We start from the raw sequence: 19,547 nt of genomic DNA on the forward strand, positions 1-19,547 counted from the left end.
GCGGGCGGCAATCGTCGCCCGTCATTTCGCGTATTCATGCCTGCCGAGTACCGCATCTTTCATTAACGTCGCGAGTATTTCCTGCGCCGGACAGCCCTCTGACTCCGGTGCGTTTTGCACTAGCGTAATACCCAGTTTACCGGGAGAGGGCAAAAGGTCGTCTGCCGTTAGCAAATTGTCTGGTCTGCCAAAATACGTACGAAGTGTCAGACCTAACCCGGCCTGAACCGCGGCCCAAATGCCGCTCAGGCTGTGACTCACGAAATTGATTTGCCAAGGTATACCGGCTTTATCAAGGCAGTCGATAGCCCGTGAACGCATGACGCACGGGCTGTCAAACAGCACCAGCGGCAGCGGTTTTTGTTCGTCGAGCAACATGGACAGATTCAAATCAGGGTGGTAAATCCATTCCAGAGAACAGTGCATGAATACGTCACCGCGGTTGGGCGTATCCGCCGATTGCCACATCAGCGCCATGTCCAGGCTGTCAGCGGCCAGCGCATTGATAAGGGGCTGATTACGGTCGATGCGCGCGCTCATCCTCAGTTGCGGATGAAGTCTGCTGAATTTACCGAGAATGCCCGGCATCAATGATTCCCCAAAATCCTCCTGCATTCCGATACGAACTTCCCCTTTAAGCAGTTCACCATGCAGAGCGCGATGCACTTCATCATTCAGCGCCAGAAGGCGGCGCGCGTAGCTCATCACTATTTCTCCTTGTGGCGTCAGACGTAGATGACGACCTTCCTTGACGACAAGCTCAGCGTGACACTGTAACTCCAGTTTCTTCAGCTGGGCACTCACCGCAGAAGTTGAACGGGCCAACTGATGCGCAGCGCTGGCAAAGCTCCCGGAATCAATACCAAGGACGAAACTCCGCAATGCGTCGAGGTCGAGCGCCGCAGGTACCTTCACATTAATGCTCCTGAATTTCGGGATGATTTGTTTTGAATAATTCGATATTCAGGACAGAACTATTGCGTGAGGATAGCTGTACTGTCAATAAGGAGAGCGCCAATGAATCCCTCACTCGATCGAGAACACCTGGCCCGCTGTGCGCCAAAACTGGCACAACTCAGCCAGCAGGTATTGTTTGACGATATCTGGAAACGACCTGAACTCTCGCCGCGCGATCGCAGCCTGTTAACGCTGGGTGTGCTCGCCGCGCTGGGCCACACCCAGCAAATCCCGTGGCATTTGCAGTTTGCCCAACAAAATGGTTTGCATGAGGAGGAAATCATCGAAGCCTTTACCCATCTTGCATTCTATGCGGGCTGGCCTGCCGCAGTAAGTGCATTGGGCTGCGTGGAAGAGGAGAAACGAGAATGCCGATAACCCGCATTGTCTGTCGCGCGACGTTAAACGATGCCGATCTGGAACGTATTTCTGACATCTTACACGATAGTCTGGTTCGGGAATTCGCTGTGCCGTCCGACGATAAGTTTCAGATTTTTGAACGATTGCCTGAGCGTCAACGTGTTTATGACCGTCGATATCTTAGCGGTGGTCGCAGTGCTGATTTCATTCTGTTTCAGATAACTGCCGGTAAGCCGCGAAGTGCAGTACAGAAGCAACGATTTTATCGGGCGTTGAGTTCAGGATTGCATGAAAGGTTGGGGATAAATCCAAATGATGTGATGGTCACTCTTCAGTTCACCCAGGCTGAAGACTGGAGCTTTAGCCTGGGTGAACAGTACTGTCCTTAAGTGGGAACGAGGATCCGTTGCTGGTCACGGGTCCAGTTCGGCAATGGCCAGTTCAGCGACGCGAGATTGAATGGAAATGAGCTCGTGGCTTTCGAGTGACCAGGTTGCTGATAGTCCACACCAGGCGATTATCCACTTCAGAAGACGCTCCCTGTCCAGACCCGCCATCCCGGTGACAATAGCCAGACGCTGCCTGAAGATTTCCGCCACTGGCGCAACCCGCACAGTGGGGTTGCCCAGATCGGGATTGGTGAAAATATTGGCATAATCGAATCCTCTTTCACCGATTAGCCCTTTCGGATCGATTGCCAGCCAGCCTGACTCTCCAAAATCAAGAACGTTATCATGATGCAGGTCACCGTGTAATGCGATGACTTCGCGTGGAGCCGCTAGCAGTTCTGCTGCGATTTCAGCGCTGCGGATCAGGAAGCCGCCATGTTCATTGGCGGCAAGTGTTAATGGGGTAAACCATTCATCAAGCGGGGTAAGTTGAGATAACGGCTGTTTCTGGCAAGTATGCAGTCGGTGTGCGGTCAGACACATAACACGACAGGCTTCGGTATCTTCACCGTGTCGGGACATCGCGGCAAGTGACGCAGTACCGGTCGCGCGCGCCAACAGAATGGCCTCATTTTCATGGGCAATCACCGGGGCGGAACCATTCCCTGCCCACCACGCCATCAGTGCATTACCGGTTTGTTCATCCTTGTCATCGGTGATTTTGAGCATGGCTGGCAAGCCGGTTGCTGTTCTCACCGGCAGCAGTTGGGACGTATGCGTCATGAACGGCGTGCCATCTGGAATGAGTTTCCAACGGTGCAGCCAGGGGGTTAACGTATACTGCTCCATGATATTTCCCTTTATCTTCCTGTCGGTTAGATGATGGTATGGGTTAGGGTTGCTGAACCGACTCTTCCAGCTTCACCGGCCAACGGCGGAAAATAATCACCGACCACACTAGAGCCGCCAGCGCCGGAACCGCCCCGACGTAGCCGATATTGGCCATCGAGAAATGCAGGCTGACCTGATTGCCCACCAGCGCACCAGCACCAATGCCGAGATTAAAGATCCCGGAAAACAGCGCCATTGCGACATCGGTCGCGTCCGGGGCAATCGCCAGCACCTTAACCTGCATCCCGAGGCCGATAATCATGATAGCAATGCCCCAGATAATGCTCAGAATAGCGAGCGACGTTTCGTTTTGCGCCGCCAGCGTCAACAGCCCCAGACACAGCGTCAGCAGCGCGATAGCCGCACTGACCAGCGTGGAGGCGTGGTGGTTGCCGAGCTTGCCGAAAATCACCGACCCGATGATCCCCGCGCCGCCCAACGCTAACAGCAGCAGCGTTGCAAAATTGGCATCGAACCCGGCGACGTTAATCACAAAGGGTTCGATATAGCTGTAGGCGGTGTAATGGGCGGTCACCACTACCACTGTCAGTAGATACAGACTCATCAGCGCCGGACGACGGAACAGCAGCGGCAGGCTTTTCAGCGAGCCGGAGTGTTCGCTTGGAATTTTAGGCAGGAGCTTGATCAAGGCGATCAGCGTGACGAGCGCGCCGAGGCCGATAATAAAGAAGGTGGTACGCCAGCCAAAATACTGGCCGACGACGCGGCCAATCGGCAATCCGAGCACCATTGCTAACGCGGTACCGGTGGCAATCAGACTCAGGGCCTGCGCACGTTTCCCGGCGGGAGCAAGACGGATGGCAAGCGAAGCGGTGATTGACCAGAACACCGCATGGGCAAATGCGATGCCGATCCGACTCATCAGCAGCACGTTAAAATTCCATGCGAGGAAAGAGAGCACGTGGCTGGCGATGAACAATACGAACAGGCCAATCAGCAGTTTACGGCGTTCCATTTGGCTGGTGAGCAGCATAAACGGCAGCGACATCAACGCCACCACCCACGCGTAAATGGTCAACATGATGCCGACCTGTGCCGTCTGCATCGAGAAACTGTGGGCGATATCAGACAGCAGTCCCACCGGCACAAATTCCGTTGTATTAAAAATAAAAGCGGCAATGGCCAGCGTGACCACTCGCAGCCACGCCACCTTGCGTGAGACCGTATTTGTTGTCATATCAGTTTTCTGGATGCGTTACAGGAAAGAGAAGAACCGCGATCTTAAAGCTTTCGCTGTACAAAACACAATCGTTTTGTGACTAAGATCTCATAACAGAAGGTGATGACGCGGTAACCGTCAGGGTTACGCTGCGGTCCAGTTTGCGCAAGGCCAGTTCTACGGTTTCAACACGTGAGGAGTGCTCCACGTCGAGCAGGCGGTCGATTTGCGGGGGTTTTTGTTCCAGTTTCCTGGCGAGTTCTGCCTTGCGGGTGCCGGTTTCAATCATCGCGTTATGCAATGCGGCTTTCATGGCCACCAGTAACGGCACGCTCACCGGGTATTCATCATTAACCGGAATGCTGCCGGTAGGGATGGGGCGACGTTCATCTACCTCAATCGCGATGGCTGTCACCAGCCCGTAAACCACTTCGGACAGGGCATGTTCGATGCTGTTGCCCACGGAGTGCATTAACGGCAGATCACGACAGGAAGCAATCCAGCTATTGGTGTCCGGGTCGTGGGTCAATGAGACAGGGTAAGTGTACATAATCTGATATCTCCTGCGGTGTTAGTCTACATCCAGGTCTTTCAGGATGGCCCGACGAAGCGGCTCTGGCATTTCTTTTGCGCCATGATCGGGAAAAACGGAACGCTTCCCCTGACGCAGAACTTTATAGTGGCTTCCACCTCCCGGCGCTTTGGTCAACTCCGCACCATGACGTAACAGCCAGCGTTTGAACTCGGAATACTTCACTACGCGTCCCTCAGTGAAAATACCATCTATGATTAAAAATACAACATTTATGTTTATCCCTTTACGTACAACTTTACCCTGATGCCCGATGAAAGAAAAAACCCGCGCCCTAAACTGGAAGGAGGCTCGTAATTCGCTGCCAAAGACGGTATTAATGTTACTAAGTCGTTATAAAAACAAAGGATACAGACTATGCAGGAAATTCCGTTTTATATGGTCGACGCGTTCAGCGATCGGACGTTCGGCGGCAATGCGGCAGCGGTGTGTCCGCTTATTGAATGGCTGCCGGATGAGACGCTGCTCAACATGGCGCAGGAGCATAATCAGTCGGAAACGGCGTTCTTTGTACGCACTGACAGTGGCTTTGAGCTGCGCTGGTTCACCACCCAGGGTGAAATCAATCTTTGCGGTCACGCTACGCTCGCCAGCGCCCATGTTATTTTCGAGCTGCTGGATTATCCGCATACCGAGATTCGTTTCTCGACCCGTTTTGTCGGCGACTTGACGGTGACCCGCAGCGGCGACTGGCTGACATTGAATTTCCCGGCCTGGAGCACCGAGCCGGTGGATCCACCTGAATTGTTGCTCAGCGCGCTCGGTGTGAATGTCTGGGAAGAAGTGCGGGTGGCACGTGATTATTTGGTGGTGCTGAAAAATCAGCAGCAGGTGGAAGCCCTCACGCCGGATATCCACGCCATGTTACCGCTCGGGAAGATGGTTTGCGTTACCGCTCCCGGCGACACACATGATTTCGTCAGCCGTTTCTTCTGCCCGGGCGAGTCGGTGGCGGAAGATCCAGTCACTGGTTCGGCCCACAGTATGCTCATCCCATACTGGGGTGAAAAACTCGGCAAGCAACAAATGGCGGCGCGACAGGTCTCCACCCGTGGGGGCGAATTACGCTGTGAATGGCAGGGTGACAGGGTGCTGATCGGCGGCCAGGCCACGACGTATCTGATCGGCAGCATTTATCTGCGCGAAGGAGCGTTGTGATGAAAACGGTGCCTGTCTGGCTGATAGACGCATTCAGCGATCGTAACTTTGCCGGTAATCCGGCGGCAGTGTGCGCCCTTGAGCAGTGGCTGCCCGATGAACAGCTGCTGCAAATGGCGCAGCAGCATAATCAATCGGAGACCGCATTTTTTATTCCAGCCAAAGGTGGCTTCGAGCTGCGTTGGTTTACCACCCGTCATGAGGTTAACCTGTGCGGGCACGCCACGCTCGCTACCGCGCATGTGATTTTCAATCATCTCGATTACCCGGATGCCCGCATACATTTTGATACCCTGTCCGGCAGGCTGACGGTCAGCCGGGAAGGCGATTGGCTGACGCTCAATTTCCCCGCCGGGCCAACGGTTGAACAGACCCCGCCCGCGGAAATGTTGGCCGCGTTGGGCATTACGCAATATGTTCATGCGCGCAAAGGGCGGGCGTGGCTGATTGAGCTGGAAAATCGGGCGCAGGTTGAGGCGATAACCCCAAATATCAATGCCATGATACCGGTTGAGCACAAGGTGACGATCACCGCCAAAGGAACCGGTGATTATGATTTTGTCAGCCGCTTTTTCTCGCCGGGTGAAGCGGTATGGGAAGATCCGGTCACCGGCTCGGCGCACACGATGCTGATTCCGTACTGGAGTGAAAAACTCGGTAAAACGCAGATGCTGGCGCGTCAGGTTTCTGCCCGTGGTGGCGATGTGCGTGGTGAACTGCAGGGGAATCGCGTGCTGATGAGCGGTACGGCGGTGACCTGGATGCAGGGAAAGATTTTGCTGCGTCAGTAGGTCAACATGACAGCGGTGGGGTACGCACTATACTTACCTGACGCTCTTCAGACCGTCTGGGTGGACACGTTTGGCATACCAACTTCTTCGCCGCCTCAATGCCGGGCTCGGGTCCGTCACGTTCTGGCGATATCTCTGCGTGGGCGTAGGGAATACCCTGGTCCACTGGACCATTTTTTTCCTGTTAACGATTGGCGCGCACCTGCATCAGGCCAGCGCTAATCTGACTGCTTTTCTCTGTGCGGTGACCGTCAGTTTCTTTGCTAACGCTCGCTGGACATTTTCCAAACCGGCCTCCCCGGCGCGCTTTGTGCGCTATACCTTGTTTATGGCTTGCCTGGCCCTGGTGACGGGGTGGGCGGGGGAATGGCTCAGTTTCGCGCCGTTCCTGACCGTGGGGCTGTTCTCCGCACTCAGTCTGGTGATTGGCTATCTGTATGCTCATCATGTGGTCTTCAGGGATAAACAAGCATGAGGCTCTCTCTTGTGGTGCCCGTTTATAACGAAGAAGCCAGTATCGACGCTTTTTACGATGCGGTCAGAGCGCTGCCTGCGCAGGATTATCAGCTGGAAATCGTGTTTATTAACGATGGCAGCAAAGATGGCACCCAAAAGCGGATTATCGCCCTCCAGCAGCATGACAGCCAGGTCAGGCTGATTAATCTCAGCCGTAACTTTGGTAAAGAGGCCGCGCTGTTTGCCGGGCTGGAATATGCTCAGGGCGAGGCGATGATCCCGATAGACGTGGATTTACAGGACCCGGTGGATCTTATCCCGCTGCTGGTGGAGAAGTGGCAGCAGGGCGCAGACATGGTGCTGGCCAAGCGCGTAGACCGACACAGCGATCGGCCCTTCAAGCGTTTTACCGCCCGGGGATATTATCTGCTGCATAACGTCCTGAGCCGCGAAAAAATCGAGGAGAACGTTGGCGATTTTCGCCTGATGTCGCGCAGCACCGTGCGGCATATTCTGGATATGCCCGAGCGCACCTTGTTCATGAAAGGTCTGATGTCATGGGTGGGGGGCCGAGTCGCCATCGTGGAATACAGCCGTCCCGCCCGCACCTCCGGCAGCAGCAAATTCAACGGCTGGTCGTTATGGAATTTTGCGATGGACGGTATCACCTCGTTTTCTACGCTGCCGCTGCGCGTCTGGACGTATCTCGGGATGATTATCGCCGCAGGTTCACTGCTGTATGGCGTCTGGATAATCATTGCCTACTGGCTATGGGGTAATTCGGTGGCGGGATATTCGTCAATTATGGTGGTTCTGCTGTTTTTAGGCGGCGTACAGTTGATTGGGATTGGCGTGCTGGGCGAATACGTCGGGCGCATTTTCACCGAAACCAAAAGACGGCCCCGTTACATCATTGACAGTATTCTGCCCGAGCCTCCGCCCCGGCAGGATCCTCCGGACAGCTAAATCTCTTTAAATAAGGATGTGGTATCAATGATGCCTACGCATGCCAGGAATCTTCTGCAGACGGTTTGTCTTTTCAGTCTGGTTTTTGCGCTTTTCATTAGCGTGCCGTTATGGACCAATAAGATCTATTACGGCGATGACTTTTTCCGTCTCTATAACGGGGACGGGACCATCTGGTTATCCAACGGACGGCCATTAACCACGCTGCTGCATTATTTACTGGCGTTCAATACCACGCTTATTGATATATCACCGATCCCACTGCTAGCCGGATTAACCGCCCTCAGTTTCTCAGCGGCATTATTTGTCTGTCGGTTACAGTCCGGCCTGCCGCCTGCGGGCATTATTCTGCTGTCGTTGGGGGTATTAGCCAATCCATTTCTGTCGCAGCCGATGCTCTATATCTGGGATTCTTTCAGCATTTTGCTTGCCATTTCACTGGCGATGCTGGCGGCGATGTATTATCCGCGCAGCCTGTGGCGTGACATGGTGTACAGCGCCGGGTTGCTTTTGAGCATGCTGATGCTGTATCAGATTGCCATCAATCTATATCTGGCCTGCGTTGTTATCGTGGGCTATCGGCTGATATGCCTTCGCTTGCCACTGCTGCGTTTCCTGCTGATTAAGGCCGTGACGCTGGGGCTGGTGGTCCTGCTGTATAAATTCTTCATCGCCCCGGCACTGATTAATGACAATTACAGCCTGACGCAGAGCGAGTTTGTCCCTTCGCTGAGCCTGTTTATCACCGCGTTGCCGGACACGCTTGTCAACTTTTATGCGCTTATTCAGGCGGCATTTCCCGGCTGGAGAATGAGTTTTGTCTGGCTGCCAGGACTGGTGGCGGTGTTAGCGGTGCTGTATCAGACCGTTGAAATTCTGCGGGACAGGACGCGCACGCAGCGCATCCCGGCGGCGCTATTTTACCTGTTCGCGCCGGTTCTGATTGTGCTCTCTATTCCCGGCGTGTCGATTTTTCTCAAGGTTCCCTTATTTGCGCCCCGGGTGATGGCGTCTTTCAGCGCCTATACGCTATTTTGTATGCTGGTGATTTTTTCAGTCACGCCGCCACGACTGCGACTCGCGGTGGGGGCGGGATGGGGAATTGTTCTGCTCTATTCGGTGGTTTCTCTGACCACCGTGTTTAATACCCTGAACCGGGACCAGCAGTACCTCTCTTCGGTGATGTGGATGATTAAAGCAGACGTCGCCCGGGTGAAGGCGACGCAGGAGGTGAAAAATATTTCGTTTATCGGCACGCTGGTCATCGTTCCTGACACCGCCCATGCCCGCAATAATTTCCCGTTGGTTACCGAAATAAGACCGGCGATTTCAAAGTATACCTACCCTTATTTCCTGATGGAGAGAAGTACCGGTCTGAAAGCCATCCGGGCGGACGCGTCAATTGTCTACTTCCGGCCCGAAAAATATGTCTCTAAAAGCTGCGATTACACCCTGTACATGGTCAACTCAACCGCGGTGGTGAATTTTAATACCCTCTGTCAACCGAACTGATCAGCATGCAGGCTGGGGTTGTTCGTTCAGCAGGCTAATAAACGCTTCGAGCTGGCGGGTCATGCCGCCGCGTCGCCACACCAGCCAGGTGGTCAGCCAGCGCCATTTCTCTGCCAGCGGCCAGGCATCGACCTGATGATGTCCGGGCATACTTTCCAGCATACTGCGGGGGATCATTGCCAGGCCTGCACCCGCAATCACGCAGGCCAGCATGCCGTGGTAAGACTCCATTTCATGAATGCGCCCCGGCGTGGCGCGATCGGCATGGAACCAGCTTTCAAAATGACGGCGGTATGAACAGTTGGCGCGAAATGCGTAAATACTGGTGCCGTTGACCTCACTGGCTCGCATCACAGGAGCATGACCTTTCGGGGTGACGATCATCATCTCTTCCTGGTACACCGGCACACCTTCCAGATTCGGATGCATCACCGGCCCGTCGACGAACGCCGCGCTTAACCGGCCTTCGGTCACCCCGTCAATCATGGTGCCTGACGGGCCAGTCGCCAGATCGAACTGAATCTTGGGATAACGCTGATTGTACAGCGCCAACGTCGGTGGAATGCGCACCGCGGCGGTACTTTCCAGAGAGCCCAACGAAAACAGCCCCTGAGGTTCATCGCCTGCCACCACCATTCGCGCCTCATCGACCAGGGCTAAGATCTGCTGGCTGTAACGCAGGAAACTGTGTCCGGCAGGGGATAAGCGCAGGCGCTGGTTTTCACGAATGAACAATTCCACCCCTAAATCCGCCTCCAGCTGGCGGATACGGGTTGTCAGATTCGAGGGTACGCGATGCACCTTTTGCGCGGCTTGGGTAATACTCCCGGTCTGGGCGACGGCGTTGAACATCTCGAGCTGGGTTAAGTCCATAGCATTCTCGTATCGTGAATGGAGTGGTTAATATTATTCATTTTCCATAAATAGCAGAGTGGGCCAGTATTAGGCAACAGCCTCAGTGAACAGAGAGAACAAATCATGACATCACCTGCAACTCACGCAATTTCCCTTAACCCCGCCACCGGTGAAACGCTATCGACCCTGGCATGGGCCACACAGGATGACGTTAATCAGGCCGTCGCCCTGGCAGACAGCGGTTTTCGTCAGTGGAAACGCCTGTCCGTCGCCGATCGCGCCGCTGCGCTGCGTAACGTGGGTAACGTTTTGCGTCTGCACGCGGAAGAGATGGCGCAGATGATCAGCCGTGAAATCGGCAAGCCGATTGTTCAGGCCCGCGGCGAAGTGACCAAATCAGCCAACCTGTGTGACTGGTACGCCCAGCAGGGTCCGGCGATGCTGTCGACGCAAGCCACCCAGGTCGAAAATAACAAAGCGGTGATTGAATACCGTCCTCTGGGCCCAATTATGGCGGTGATGCCGTGGAACTTTCCACTGTGGCAAGTCATGCGCGGCGCGGTGCCGATCCTGTTAGCGGGTAACAGTTACCTGCTGAAACATGCCCCGAACGTGATGGGTAGCGCGAAGCTGATTGGCGATATCTTTAGTGAAGCGGGCATTCCTGCGGGCGTATTCGGCTGGGTGAATGCCACCAACGAGGGCGTTTCGCAGATGATTAACGACTCACGCATCGCCGCCGTGACCCTGACCGGCAGTATGCGTGCCGGGAAAGCGATTGGTGCCCAGGCCGGAGCCGCGCTGAAAAAATGCGTGCTCGAACTGGGCGGTTCTGATCCGTTTATCGTGTTGAACGATGCCGATATAGATGAAGCGGTAAAAGCGGCGGTGATTGGCCGTTATCAGAATACCGGACAGGTCTGTGCGGCGGCGAAACGCTTTATCGTTGAAGCGGGCATTGCCGATGTGTTCACCGAGAAGTTCGTTGCGGCGGCCGCCAAACTGAAAATGGGCAATCCGCAGGACGAACAAAACTATATCGGACCGATGGCGCGGTACGATCTGCGCGATGAACTGCATGAGCAGGTGACCGCCACGCTGGAAGAGGGCGCGACGCTGCTGCTCGGCGGGGAAAAGATTGCCGGGAAAGGGAACTACTATCCTGCGACGGTGTTGGGGAACGTCACGCCAGACATGACCGCGTTTCGTCAGGAGATGTTCGGCCCGGTGGCGACAATCACCGTTGCTCGTGACGCCGACCATGCGCTGGCCCTCGCTAACGACAGTGATTTCGGTCTTTCCGCCACGGTGTATACCGCCGATGAGAAACAGGCCCAGCGCTTTGCCGATGAGCTGGAATGTGGCGGGGTGTTTATCAACGGCTATAGCGCCTCAGATGCCCGCGTCGCCTTTGGCGGGGTAAAGAAAAGCGGCTTTGGTCGCGAGCTGTCGCACTTCGGCCTGCATGAGTTCTGTAACGTACAGACCGTGTGGAAAGATCGTCAGTAGTCCTCAGCTGAATGCCCGGTGGCGCTTACGCCTGCCGGGCTTTTAAAACTGTCATGGTTCTGTCATTTTCATTCCGTACACTCGCGCCTAACGTGTTGTTATAGATGAAAAATCATGAACTTAATGCAAATTACCCCACGCTTTACCCGCCGTTTCTTTCCTCAGCAATTTGGTTTACTGACCGGTATCTTCTTCATTATCGGGCTGTTCTGTGCGGTGCAAATCGCGTCCTCATTTCTGCTTTCCTGGTCACTGCATAACGCCCGCCTGAGCGAGCAGCATAATCAGCGTGCGTATCTGCAACAGCTTAAGGTCGATCAGGCCCGGGTGTCTCTTTTGGCCGCCAGCGACCTGCTTAATCGCGCCGGGGTGTATTTTATGCAGGATAAAGAGACCGGCTCGGTGGGCAGTTCCGATGGTCTGCTACAGGATGCTGGCGAGATGTTAAGCCTGTCGCAAAAAGAGTGGCAGGCGTGGCTGACGATGAGCCCACCGAAGGACGACGCGCTTATTAACAGCTATCAGCAGTTCTACGGCGCTATTGCGGAACAGCTTAACGGGCTGCAAAAAACGCAATCGATTGACGCCTTTTTCGCGGTGCCGGTGCAGGCATTTCAACGTGACTTTAACGACAACTATGCCCGCTTTCAGGCCGCAAGCCAGCAACACGCTGATGCAGGACGTCAGTCGTTAATCGGCAGTTTAACGCGTCTCCAGCAAGTGTTCATGCTGGCTCCAGCGGCGTTGTTGGTGGTGGCGCTGCTGGTGTGGCGCGGCATGCTGCGCTGGGTGATTGTGCCGCTGCGTCTTCTTATCGCACACGTTAAAACGCTGTCGGAGGGGAATTTGTCGCAGCCGGTGCCGACCGTGTCGCATTTTAATCGCGAAGTGACGCAGATAAGCGCCAGCCTGGTTGGTATGCAGCTCGGGTTGCAGCAGTTGATCACTCAGGTCAGTCAGGCCACTGGCTCGATCACCGGCAATATTTCGCGTCTGGCGCACAGTAACGAAGAACTGTCCCACCAGGCGCTGAAACAGACGCAAGAGCTGGATGACGTTACCCGGCACATTACGGCGTTGGAATCACATGTCGAGGGCAACGCCACCTACGCAAGCCTGGCGCGTGAACGTGCGGAAGAAGCCAGCCAGGTCGCCGCCGGGGGGGATCGGATGATGGTGACGGTGAATGCGTCAATGCAGGCGATTGTTGACCGTTCGGCGGAGATGCGTGGGATTGTGGCGATGATCGACAGCGTGGCGTTTCAGACCAATATTCTGGCACTGAATGCGGCGATTGAAGCGGCGCATGCCGGAAATCAGGGCCGGGGTTTTGCGGTCGTGGCGAAAGAGGTGGGTTTGCTGGCACGACAAAGCAGTGAATCTACGCAGACGATACAGGGGCTTATCAACCATTCCTTGCAGGGTATCGAGGAGGGATCGCGGGCGGTGAGTTTGCTGGAGGATAATTTACAGCAGGTGACACAGCTGGTGGGCAATTTGAGCGCCTTACTGACCGACATTTCACAGGCCACGCTCAGCCAGGGCGAAAATATTCACCAGATGACGCGACAACTGCATTCGCTCAATCAGGTGGCGGGTAAAACCGGCGAGCTGGTCAATTCAACCGCTTCGTCTTCACGCCAGCTGGAAACCAGCGCCCAACAGCTCACACAGGCGGTAATGCGCTTTCGTCTGCCTGCCTGACGCTGGTATACTCGCAGGCCGAAATTGGCCTGTGGGCAAGGAGCAAGAGTGGCAACGGTCATTAATAACAGCATGCTGGAATCGGTCCTGGCAGAAGTGCAACCGCTGATAGGGCAAGGCAAGGTGGCGGACTATATTCCGGCGCTGGCCTGCGTCGACGGCACTAAGCTTGGGATTGCCATCAGCACCGTCGATGGGCAGCATTTCAGCGCCGGGGATGCACAGGAACGCTTCTCTATCCAGTCAATTTCGAAAGTGCTGAGTCTGGTGGTGGCGATGAACCACTATGCCGAAGATGAGATCTGGCAGCGGGTCGGCAAAGATCCTTCCGGCCAGCCGTTTAACTCGCTGTTACAGCTCGAAATTGAGCAAGGCATTCCGCGTAATCCATTTATTAATGCCGGGGCGCTGGTGGTGTGTGACATGTTGCAAAGCCGTCTCAGTGCGCCGCGTCAGCGGATGCTGGAAATAGTGCGCAAACTGTCGGGTGTGGACGATATCGCCTACGATGCGGTGGTGGCGCGTTCGGAGTTCGACCACTCGGCGCGTAATGCCGCCATTGCCTGGCTGATGAAATCGTTCGGCAATTTCGATAATGACGTGACCACCGTTTTACAGAACTACTTCCACTATTGTGCCCTGAAAATGAGCTGTAGCGAGCTGGCGCAAACTTTCCTGTTCCTTGCTAATCAGGGACATTTCCCTCAGCGTGAGCAACCGATTATCACGCCGTTACAGGCGCGGCAGGTGAATGCGCTGATGGCGACCAGCGGGATGTATCAAAATTCCGGGGAGTTTGCCTGGCGCGTCGGACTGCCGGCGAAATCGGGCGTGGGCGGGGGGATCGTGGCGATCGTACCGCAGGAGATGGCGATCGCCGTCTGGAGCCCGGAGCTTGATGTGGCCGGTAACTCGCTGGCGGGCGCGGCGGTGTTGGAAAAACTCACCCAGCGCATGGGTCATTCGGTCTATTGATCGGGCAACACGCATCCGCGACGGATCGGGCAACTGGGTAACAAATAACTGCCCGGGATAATTGTTAATATGCGCATTGTGATCAATAGTAGTGCGTATTCCCGATTGGTCTCCTCGTTATTCCCGAAATAATCGAAATTAGCGATTATATGGAAAGATATTAATGCGTTCGATTTCTATTCCCCGGCTAACCGTATTTAGTGAAGCGCACATCCTGCGTAATGCCCTTTTCCTGTTTGCTATCACCACGCTGTTTTATGCGGTGGGCGCGATGCTGCGCCTGGTGCAGGAGCTGTCACTGTTCTGGCCGCTGAATGCGGTTATGGCCGGGATATTCGCCCGTTACGTATGGCTTAACCGGCTGCACTATTATGCAATTTGCTATGGCGCGATGCTGCTTTTTGACGTGGTCACCACCCAATGGGGAATGGCCTCATTGATAATCAATGCGTCGAATATGGTGTTTATCGTGATCGTGGCGCAGCTGGTGATGCGTGATAAACATCAGGCGGGAAGTGAGCCCGGCCCGATTAACGCGCTGCGTCTGTTCTATTATTGTCTGATTGCCGCGGTCTTTTGTGCCTTGCTGGGGGCGATAGGATCGGAGGGGATCGACCGGCAGTCGTTTATGCCGTCGCTGGCCGACTGGTTCAGTGAGCAATTTTCCACCGGAGTACTGATTTTACCCTGCGTGATGACCCTGACGTTACCGCATGAAATTACCCGCATCCACGGGAAACAGCTGCTGCCGGTCTTGTTCCTGGTGCTCTCAGTGCTGGCGGCGATTGCTGTCGGCGGGGCAGGCAGCCTGGCGTTTCCGCTGTCGGCACTTATCTGGTGTGCGATCCGTTATCCGCTGCCGGTGACCTGTGCGCTGACGCTCATTACCGGTGCCGCCGAAATCATTCTGGTTGCCAATTCAGTTATTAATCTTGCGGTCAGCGGCCCGCTGCAAACCGCACAGCTGTTTTCTACTCGTCTGGGGATAGCCACCCTGGCGATTAGTCCGGTGATCGTATCGACCAGCGTGGCGGCGATTAACAATCTGATGCGCCAGGTGTCGCTGCGTGCCGACTTCGATTTTCTCACCCGGGTTTATTCGCGTTCGGGTCTGTATGAAGCCCTGAAAAAACAGCCGGTGAACGCCAGTCAGCATATGACGGTGATGCTGCTTGATATCGACTTTTTCAAAAGCGTGAACGACAACCACGGCCATGAATGTGGGGATTATGTGCTGACGGCTTTCGCTCGCCAGGTTCGTGAAGTGGTGGGTGAGCAGGGGCTAGTGGCGCGTATGGGCGGAGAAGAGTTCGTGGTGGCGGCGAAAACCCTCGACCCGCTGGACGGTTATCAACTGGCAGAAAACATCCGCCGCCGCGTGGAATCAACCGTTTTCCATTGGCGACAACAACCTTTGCGGACCACGGTGAGTATTGGAATTGGCAGTGGCACGCTGGATACCCGAGACACCATCGACGCTTTCAATGAATTGCTGGTGGAAGCCGATGAGTACCTGTATCGCGCCAAAAAAGCCGGGCGTAACAAGACCTGCGCCAAATCAGTGGCAGAAACGGATATTCGCCATGAAGAAGCTTCCGCCTAAGCGCGTGAGGCGCTAATAAGTAAGCCCTATGGTCGGCTAGTTGTGTTATCAACGTGTTAAGTGGATAGTGATGAGGTCTTCTAAAGGAGCCTCACATGACGTCGTCGACCCGGGTTATCTCCCTCTCTCACCATGATATTTTGCAACGGCTGCCCGCATTGACCGAGATTCTGGTCGACTGCGTTCACGGCGGCGCGTCCGTCAGCTTTATGCAACCCCTTCACCTGGATACTGCCACCGCTTTCTGGCAAAAGGTTGCCCAAAGTGTGGCAGCCCGTGAACGCGTGGTTCTGGCCGTGGAACAGGCGGACGGCAGTCTGGTAGGTACCGTTCAACTGATCACCGATTTGCCAGAAAACCAACCGCATCGGGCGGACGTCGCAAAGTTGTTAGTCCACTCTCGTGGCCGACGTCAGGGCATTGCGGGCCAGCTAATGACGGCGCTGGAACAGGAAGCGGTGCGACAGGGTAAATCGGTTCTGGTGCTCGACACGGCGACGGGGAGCGGCGCGGAGAGCTTCTATCAGCGGTGTGGCTGGCAAAAGGTCGGTGAGATCCCACGCTACGCGCTCATGCCGGACGGTGAGATGACCGCCACCTCAGTATTTTATAAATTCCTGTAAACCCCTTTAAAAAGCTGCCAGCGGTTTGATCAAAACAGGGTTTCCTGGTTCTAAAGTCTGATAAGTTATTAGACCAATAACGCAGGCTGTATGACCAATCAATAAGGGAAACCATTGTGAAAACATTAAACCGCCGCGATTTTCCTGGCGCTCAGTACCCTGAACGCATCATTCAGTTCGGTGAAGGCAACTTTCTCCGCGCTTTTGTCGACTGGCAAATTGATCTCCTGAACCAGCACACCGACCTCAATGCCGGGGTGGTTATCGTGCGCCCAATAGACAGCGATTTTCCGCCGTCGCTCAGCACTCAGGACGGCCTGTACACCACCATTATTCGCGGTCTGAACGAGCAGGGCGAGGCAGTAAGTGATGCGCGTCTGATTCGCTCGGTTAACCGTGAAATCAGTGCCTATGCCGATTATCAGGAATTCCTGAAACTGGCACACAACCCGGAGATGCGCTTCGTCTTCTCTAACACCACCGAAGCGGGGATTAGCTATCACGCGGGCGATAAATTCGAAGACGCTCCAGCTGTCAGCTATCCTGCCAAACTGACCCGTTTGCTGTTCGAACGTTACAGCCATTTCAACGGCGCGGCGGACAAAGGCTGGGTCATCATTCCGTGCGAACTGATTGATTACAACGGGGATGCGCTGCGTGAACTGGTGCTGCGCTATGCCCATGAATGGGCGCTGCCCGCCGAGTTCGTCACCTGGCTGAATACCGCCAATGCCTTCTGTTCCACCCTGGTTGACCGTATCGTGACCGGCTATCCGCGTGATGAAGCTGCCGCGCTTGAAGCTGAACTCGGTTATAAAGACGGCTTCCTCGATACCGCCGAACATTTCTATCTGTTCGTTATTCAGGGGCCGAAAACGTTGGCCAGTGAATTACGCCTCGATAAACTCCCGCTCAACGTGCTGATTGTCGATGACATCAAACCGTATAAAGAACGCAAAGTGGCGATCCTCAATGGGGCGCACACTGCACTGGTGCCGGTGGCGTATCAGGCCGGGCTGGATACCGTGGGTGAAGCGATGAACGATACAGAGGTTTGTGCTTTTGTCGAAAAAGCGATTTACCAGGAAATCATCCCGGTGCTTGATTTGCCTCGCGATGAGCTGGAATCGTTCGCCAGTGCGGTGACCGGTCGTTTCCGTAACCCATATATTAAGCATCAGTTGTTGTCGATTGCGCTGAACGGCATGACTAAATTCCGCACCCGTATTCTGCCGCAGCTGTTGGCGGGGCAGGCGGCCACCGGAAAATTACCGGCTCGACTGACTTTTGCGCTGGCGGCGCTGATTGCGTTCTATCGTGCGGAACGTAACGGTGAAAGTTATCCGGTGCAGGACGATGCACACTGGATGGAACGCTACCAGCAGCTGTGGACGTTACATCGCGACAAGCAAATCAGCACCACGTCGCTGGTTGAGTCCGTACTGTCGGTGAGAGATCACTGGGAGCAGGATTTGACCGACGTCCACGGTCTGGTTGAGCAGGTGACGCGTGACCTCGACAGCATCCTGACCAAAGGCATGCGTGAAGCGGTCAAACCGCTTTGCTAAAATCTGACCCGGCCATCGAGCCGGGTATTAAATAGTCTTCATTAGTTACAACATACATTTTATTTTCGTTAATACACTTTCTTTAACTCCTCTGCGAAATGGGCTTAATAGCGCTCGAAGAGGAAATAAGCCGAACCTGGCGATTATTCAGCTCACAACATGAGCCGAATTGAGCGTCATTTTCGGCTCATGTCGGTTGGGCAATTTGATAGCGGGTGTTACGTCCTCCGCCGGGGAGCTTTTCGAGTAACCCCTGGTCAAGCAGGTAAGCGAGATGACGCGTGGCGGTGGCTTTACTCACTTTCGCCACCTTTTGATACTGGCTGGCGCTGATCCCGTCGCTAAACCCAGACTCGCCGCCGTCGAGCAGACGATTGAGAACCTTCAGTTGTTCCGCGCTGAGCGTATGCCGGACCGCATCGTGATGTTTCCAGAAACGGCTTTTCGCCAGCGTGCTATCGATTCTGGCCAGCGCACTCTCCAGTGTTGCATCGAGCGTTTGTAAAAACCACTCCAGCCATTCGGTGATGTCCAGCCCACCTTTTTGCGTGTGCTCAAGTATCTGATAATACTGATTTCGCCGCTCAAGAATCGACACCGACATGGCGTATAAACGGATGCTCTGATTATCCGCCTGAGCAAGCGCCAAATCGGTGAGTGCCCGGGTTAAGCGCCCGTTACCGTCATCATAAGGGTGCAGGGTGACAAACCATAAATGTGCCACTGCGGCACGCAGAATCGGGTCGGCCAGCGGATCGTTGTGGCTTTGATTGAACCAGGTGATAAAGGCGTCCAGCCGGGCGTCGAGCCCTTCACGCGGAGGCGCTTCGAAATGCACCACTGGCTTATCTAAGCGGCCGGATACGACTTGCATCGGCTCGCCGCCGCGCAATTCACCCGCGTTGATCGCGTGCATCGTCCACGGATCCTGCGGGAAAAGCCAGCGATGCCATTGGTGTAAACGTGCCAACGACAGCGGCTCATGGCGGTTATCGATAGCGTCGAGCATGATCGATGCCACCCCTTCGGATCGTTCGGACACCGGGAACGGCGTGTCGTCATCAACCCCCAGACGGCGGGCGAGGGAGGAGCGAACCGACTGCGCATTCAGGCGTTCATCCTCAATGGCTGACGAGGCGAGGATATTGGAGAGCAGGGCATCCAGCGTCTGACGATCTTCATCCTGCATTTCACTACGACCAATCAATACCCCGGATTTTCGCTGGAGCTGGCGCAGCAAAGGCAAAACGGTCTCATCCTGCCAGTAAAAAGCAGGCCAGTTCGAATGTTGCCAGATCCATTGCGTCATGATCACCTCTGAGCCGAATAGTGCGTCAATTGGCTCACATTATGAGCCGAATGTATGACAAAGTAAAATTGGCGTTGTTATAAAAATGTAGCGAGATGTCGCAATAAACTTGAAAGAGTGATTTGGATCACGTTAAATAACGCAGCCTT

20 protein-coding genes are annotated in these 19,547 nt (G+C 54.9%); 13 read left to right on the forward strand and 7 right to left on the reverse strand.

Going from position 1 to position 19,547, the window contains the following annotated elements:
* Positions 1–21: 21 nt before the first annotated feature.
* Positions 22–921 (reverse strand): LysR substrate-binding domain-containing protein, encoded by a 900-nt coding sequence (locus SIK69_RS18545; protein WP_319787217.1) that lies wholly within the window; start codon positions 919–921, stop codon positions 22–24.
* 96 nt (positions 922–1,017) lie between these two features.
* On the opposite strand from SIK69_RS18545, the gene SIK69_RS18550 reads away from it, so the two are divergent.
* Both SIK69_RS18550 and SIK69_RS18555 read left to right on the forward strand, forming a co-directional pair.
* Positions 1,018–1,335: a carboxymuconolactone decarboxylase family protein gene (locus SIK69_RS18550; RefSeq protein ID WP_319630383.1), complete on the forward strand. Its 318-nt coding sequence runs from the start codon at positions 1,018–1,020 to the stop codon at positions 1,333–1,335.
* Positions 1,326–1,706 carry a tautomerase family protein gene (locus SIK69_RS18555; RefSeq protein WP_319786759.1) on the forward strand — a complete coding sequence of 127 codons (381 nt, stop codon included), beginning with the start codon at positions 1,326–1,328 and terminating at the stop codon, positions 1,704–1,706. The genes SIK69_RS18550 and SIK69_RS18555 overlap by 10 nt, the downstream gene beginning before the upstream one ends.
* A 24-nt stretch (positions 1,707–1,730) precedes the next feature.
* Here the strand turns inward: SIK69_RS18555 and SIK69_RS18560 are convergent, their stop codons facing one another.
* The 4 genes from SIK69_RS18560 to SIK69_RS18575 all read right to left on the reverse strand — a co-directional run bounded on the left by SIK69_RS18560 (position 1,731) and on the right by SIK69_RS18575 (position 4,534).
* Complete coding sequence (locus SIK69_RS18560; RefSeq protein WP_319786760.1) at positions 1,731–2,555, reverse strand: aminoglycoside phosphotransferase family protein; 825 nt, start codon at positions 2,553–2,555, stop codon at positions 1,731–1,733.
* Between the two features lie 43 nt (positions 2,556–2,598).
* The gene (locus SIK69_RS18565) at positions 2,599–3,795 is read right to left on the reverse strand and encodes a sugar transporter (RefSeq protein ID WP_319630380.1); all 1,197 of its coding nucleotides are present in this window, start codon (positions 3,793–3,795) and stop codon (positions 2,599–2,601) included.
* An 82-nt stretch (positions 3,796–3,877) separates the two neighbouring features.
* The gene (locus SIK69_RS18570; RefSeq protein WP_319630379.1) at positions 3,878–4,327 is read right to left on the reverse strand and encodes a type II toxin-antitoxin system HicB family antitoxin; all 450 of its coding nucleotides are present in this window, start codon (positions 4,325–4,327) and stop codon (positions 3,878–3,880) included.
* A 21-nt stretch (positions 4,328–4,348) separates the two neighbouring features.
* Complete coding sequence (locus tag SIK69_RS18575; RefSeq protein ID WP_319786761.1) at positions 4,349–4,534, reverse strand: type II toxin-antitoxin system HicA family toxin; 186 nt, start codon at positions 4,532–4,534, stop codon at positions 4,349–4,351.
* Between the two features lie 192 nt (positions 4,535–4,726).
* Here SIK69_RS18575 and SIK69_RS18580 point away from each other — a divergent pair, with 192 nt between their 5' ends.
* From SIK69_RS18580 to SIK69_RS18600, 5 genes are all read left to right on the forward strand, one after another.
* Positions 4,727–5,527 (forward strand): PhzF family protein, encoded by an 801-nt coding sequence (locus SIK69_RS18580; protein ID WP_319786762.1) that lies wholly within the window; start codon positions 4,727–4,729, stop codon positions 5,525–5,527.
* Entirely contained in the window at positions 5,527–6,318 is a 792-nt protein-coding gene (locus tag SIK69_RS18585) for a PhzF family protein (RefSeq protein WP_319786764.1), read from the forward strand. The genes SIK69_RS18580 and SIK69_RS18585 overlap by 1 nt, the downstream gene beginning before the upstream one ends.
* Positions 6,319–6,388: 70 nt before the next feature.
* Positions 6,389–6,793, forward strand: coding sequence for a GtrA family protein (locus SIK69_RS18590; RefSeq protein ID WP_319786765.1), 405 nt, complete (start codon positions 6,389–6,391; stop codon positions 6,791–6,793).
* Entirely contained in the window at positions 6,790–7,740 is a 951-nt protein-coding gene (locus SIK69_RS18595) for a glycosyltransferase family 2 protein (RefSeq protein ID WP_319786766.1), read from the forward strand. Before SIK69_RS18590 ends, SIK69_RS18595 begins: the two co-directional genes overlap by 4 nt.
* A gap of 27 nt (positions 7,741–7,767) precedes the next feature.
* Positions 7,768–9,252: a glucosyltransferase domain-containing protein gene (locus SIK69_RS18600; protein ID WP_319786767.1), complete on the forward strand. Its 1,485-nt coding sequence runs from the start codon at positions 7,768–7,770 to the stop codon at positions 9,250–9,252.
* On the opposite strand, the gene ptrR is transcribed toward SIK69_RS18600, so the two are convergent.
* Entirely contained in the window at positions 9,253–10,125 is an 873-nt protein-coding gene (gene ptrR, locus SIK69_RS18605; protein ID WP_319630373.1) for a putrescine utilization regulator PtrR, read from the reverse strand. It lies immediately after the preceding gene.
* A 102-nt stretch (positions 10,126–10,227) separates the two neighbouring features.
* Here ptrR and sad point away from each other — a divergent pair, with 102 nt between their 5' ends.
* From sad to SIK69_RS18635, 6 genes are all read left to right on the forward strand, one after another.
* Positions 10,228–11,616 (forward strand): succinate-semialdehyde dehydrogenase, encoded by a 1,389-nt coding sequence (gene sad, locus SIK69_RS18610; RefSeq protein ID WP_319787218.1) that lies wholly within the window; start codon positions 10,228–10,230, stop codon positions 11,614–11,616.
* A 114-nt stretch (positions 11,617–11,730) separates the two neighbouring features.
* Entirely contained in the window at positions 11,731–13,320 is a 1,590-nt protein-coding gene (locus SIK69_RS18615) for a methyl-accepting chemotaxis protein (RefSeq protein WP_319630372.1), read from the forward strand.
* A gap of 48 nt (positions 13,321–13,368) precedes the next feature.
* Entirely contained in the window at positions 13,369–14,295 is a 927-nt protein-coding gene (glsB, locus tag SIK69_RS18620) for a glutaminase B (RefSeq protein ID WP_319786768.1), read from the forward strand.
* 163 nt (positions 14,296–14,458) lie between these two features.
* Positions 14,459–15,898 (forward strand): GGDEF domain-containing protein, encoded by a 1,440-nt coding sequence (locus tag SIK69_RS18625; RefSeq protein WP_319630370.1) that lies wholly within the window; start codon positions 14,459–14,461, stop codon positions 15,896–15,898.
* Positions 15,899–15,993: 95 nt separating this feature from the next.
* Positions 15,994–16,521, forward strand: a complete 528-nt coding sequence (locus SIK69_RS18630) for a GNAT family N-acetyltransferase (protein WP_319630369.1) — start codon at positions 15,994–15,996, stop codon at positions 16,519–16,521.
* Between the two features lie 116 nt (positions 16,522–16,637).
* The gene (locus SIK69_RS18635) at positions 16,638–18,089 is read left to right on the forward strand and encodes a tagaturonate reductase (protein ID WP_319630368.1); all 1,452 of its coding nucleotides are present in this window, start codon (positions 16,638–16,640) and stop codon (positions 18,087–18,089) included.
* A 187-nt stretch (positions 18,090–18,276) separates the two neighbouring features.
* On the opposite strand, the gene SIK69_RS18640 is transcribed toward SIK69_RS18635, so the two are convergent.
* Positions 18,277–19,401, reverse strand: coding sequence for a Fic family protein (locus SIK69_RS18640; RefSeq protein ID WP_319630583.1), 1,125 nt, complete (start codon positions 19,399–19,401; stop codon positions 18,277–18,279).
* Positions 19,402–19,547 lie beyond the last annotated feature (146 nt).

This window comes from Scandinavium lactucae, assembly GCF_033843265.1.
Classification (GTDB): domain Bacteria; phylum Pseudomonadota; class Gammaproteobacteria; order Enterobacterales; family Enterobacteriaceae; genus Scandinavium; species Scandinavium lactucae.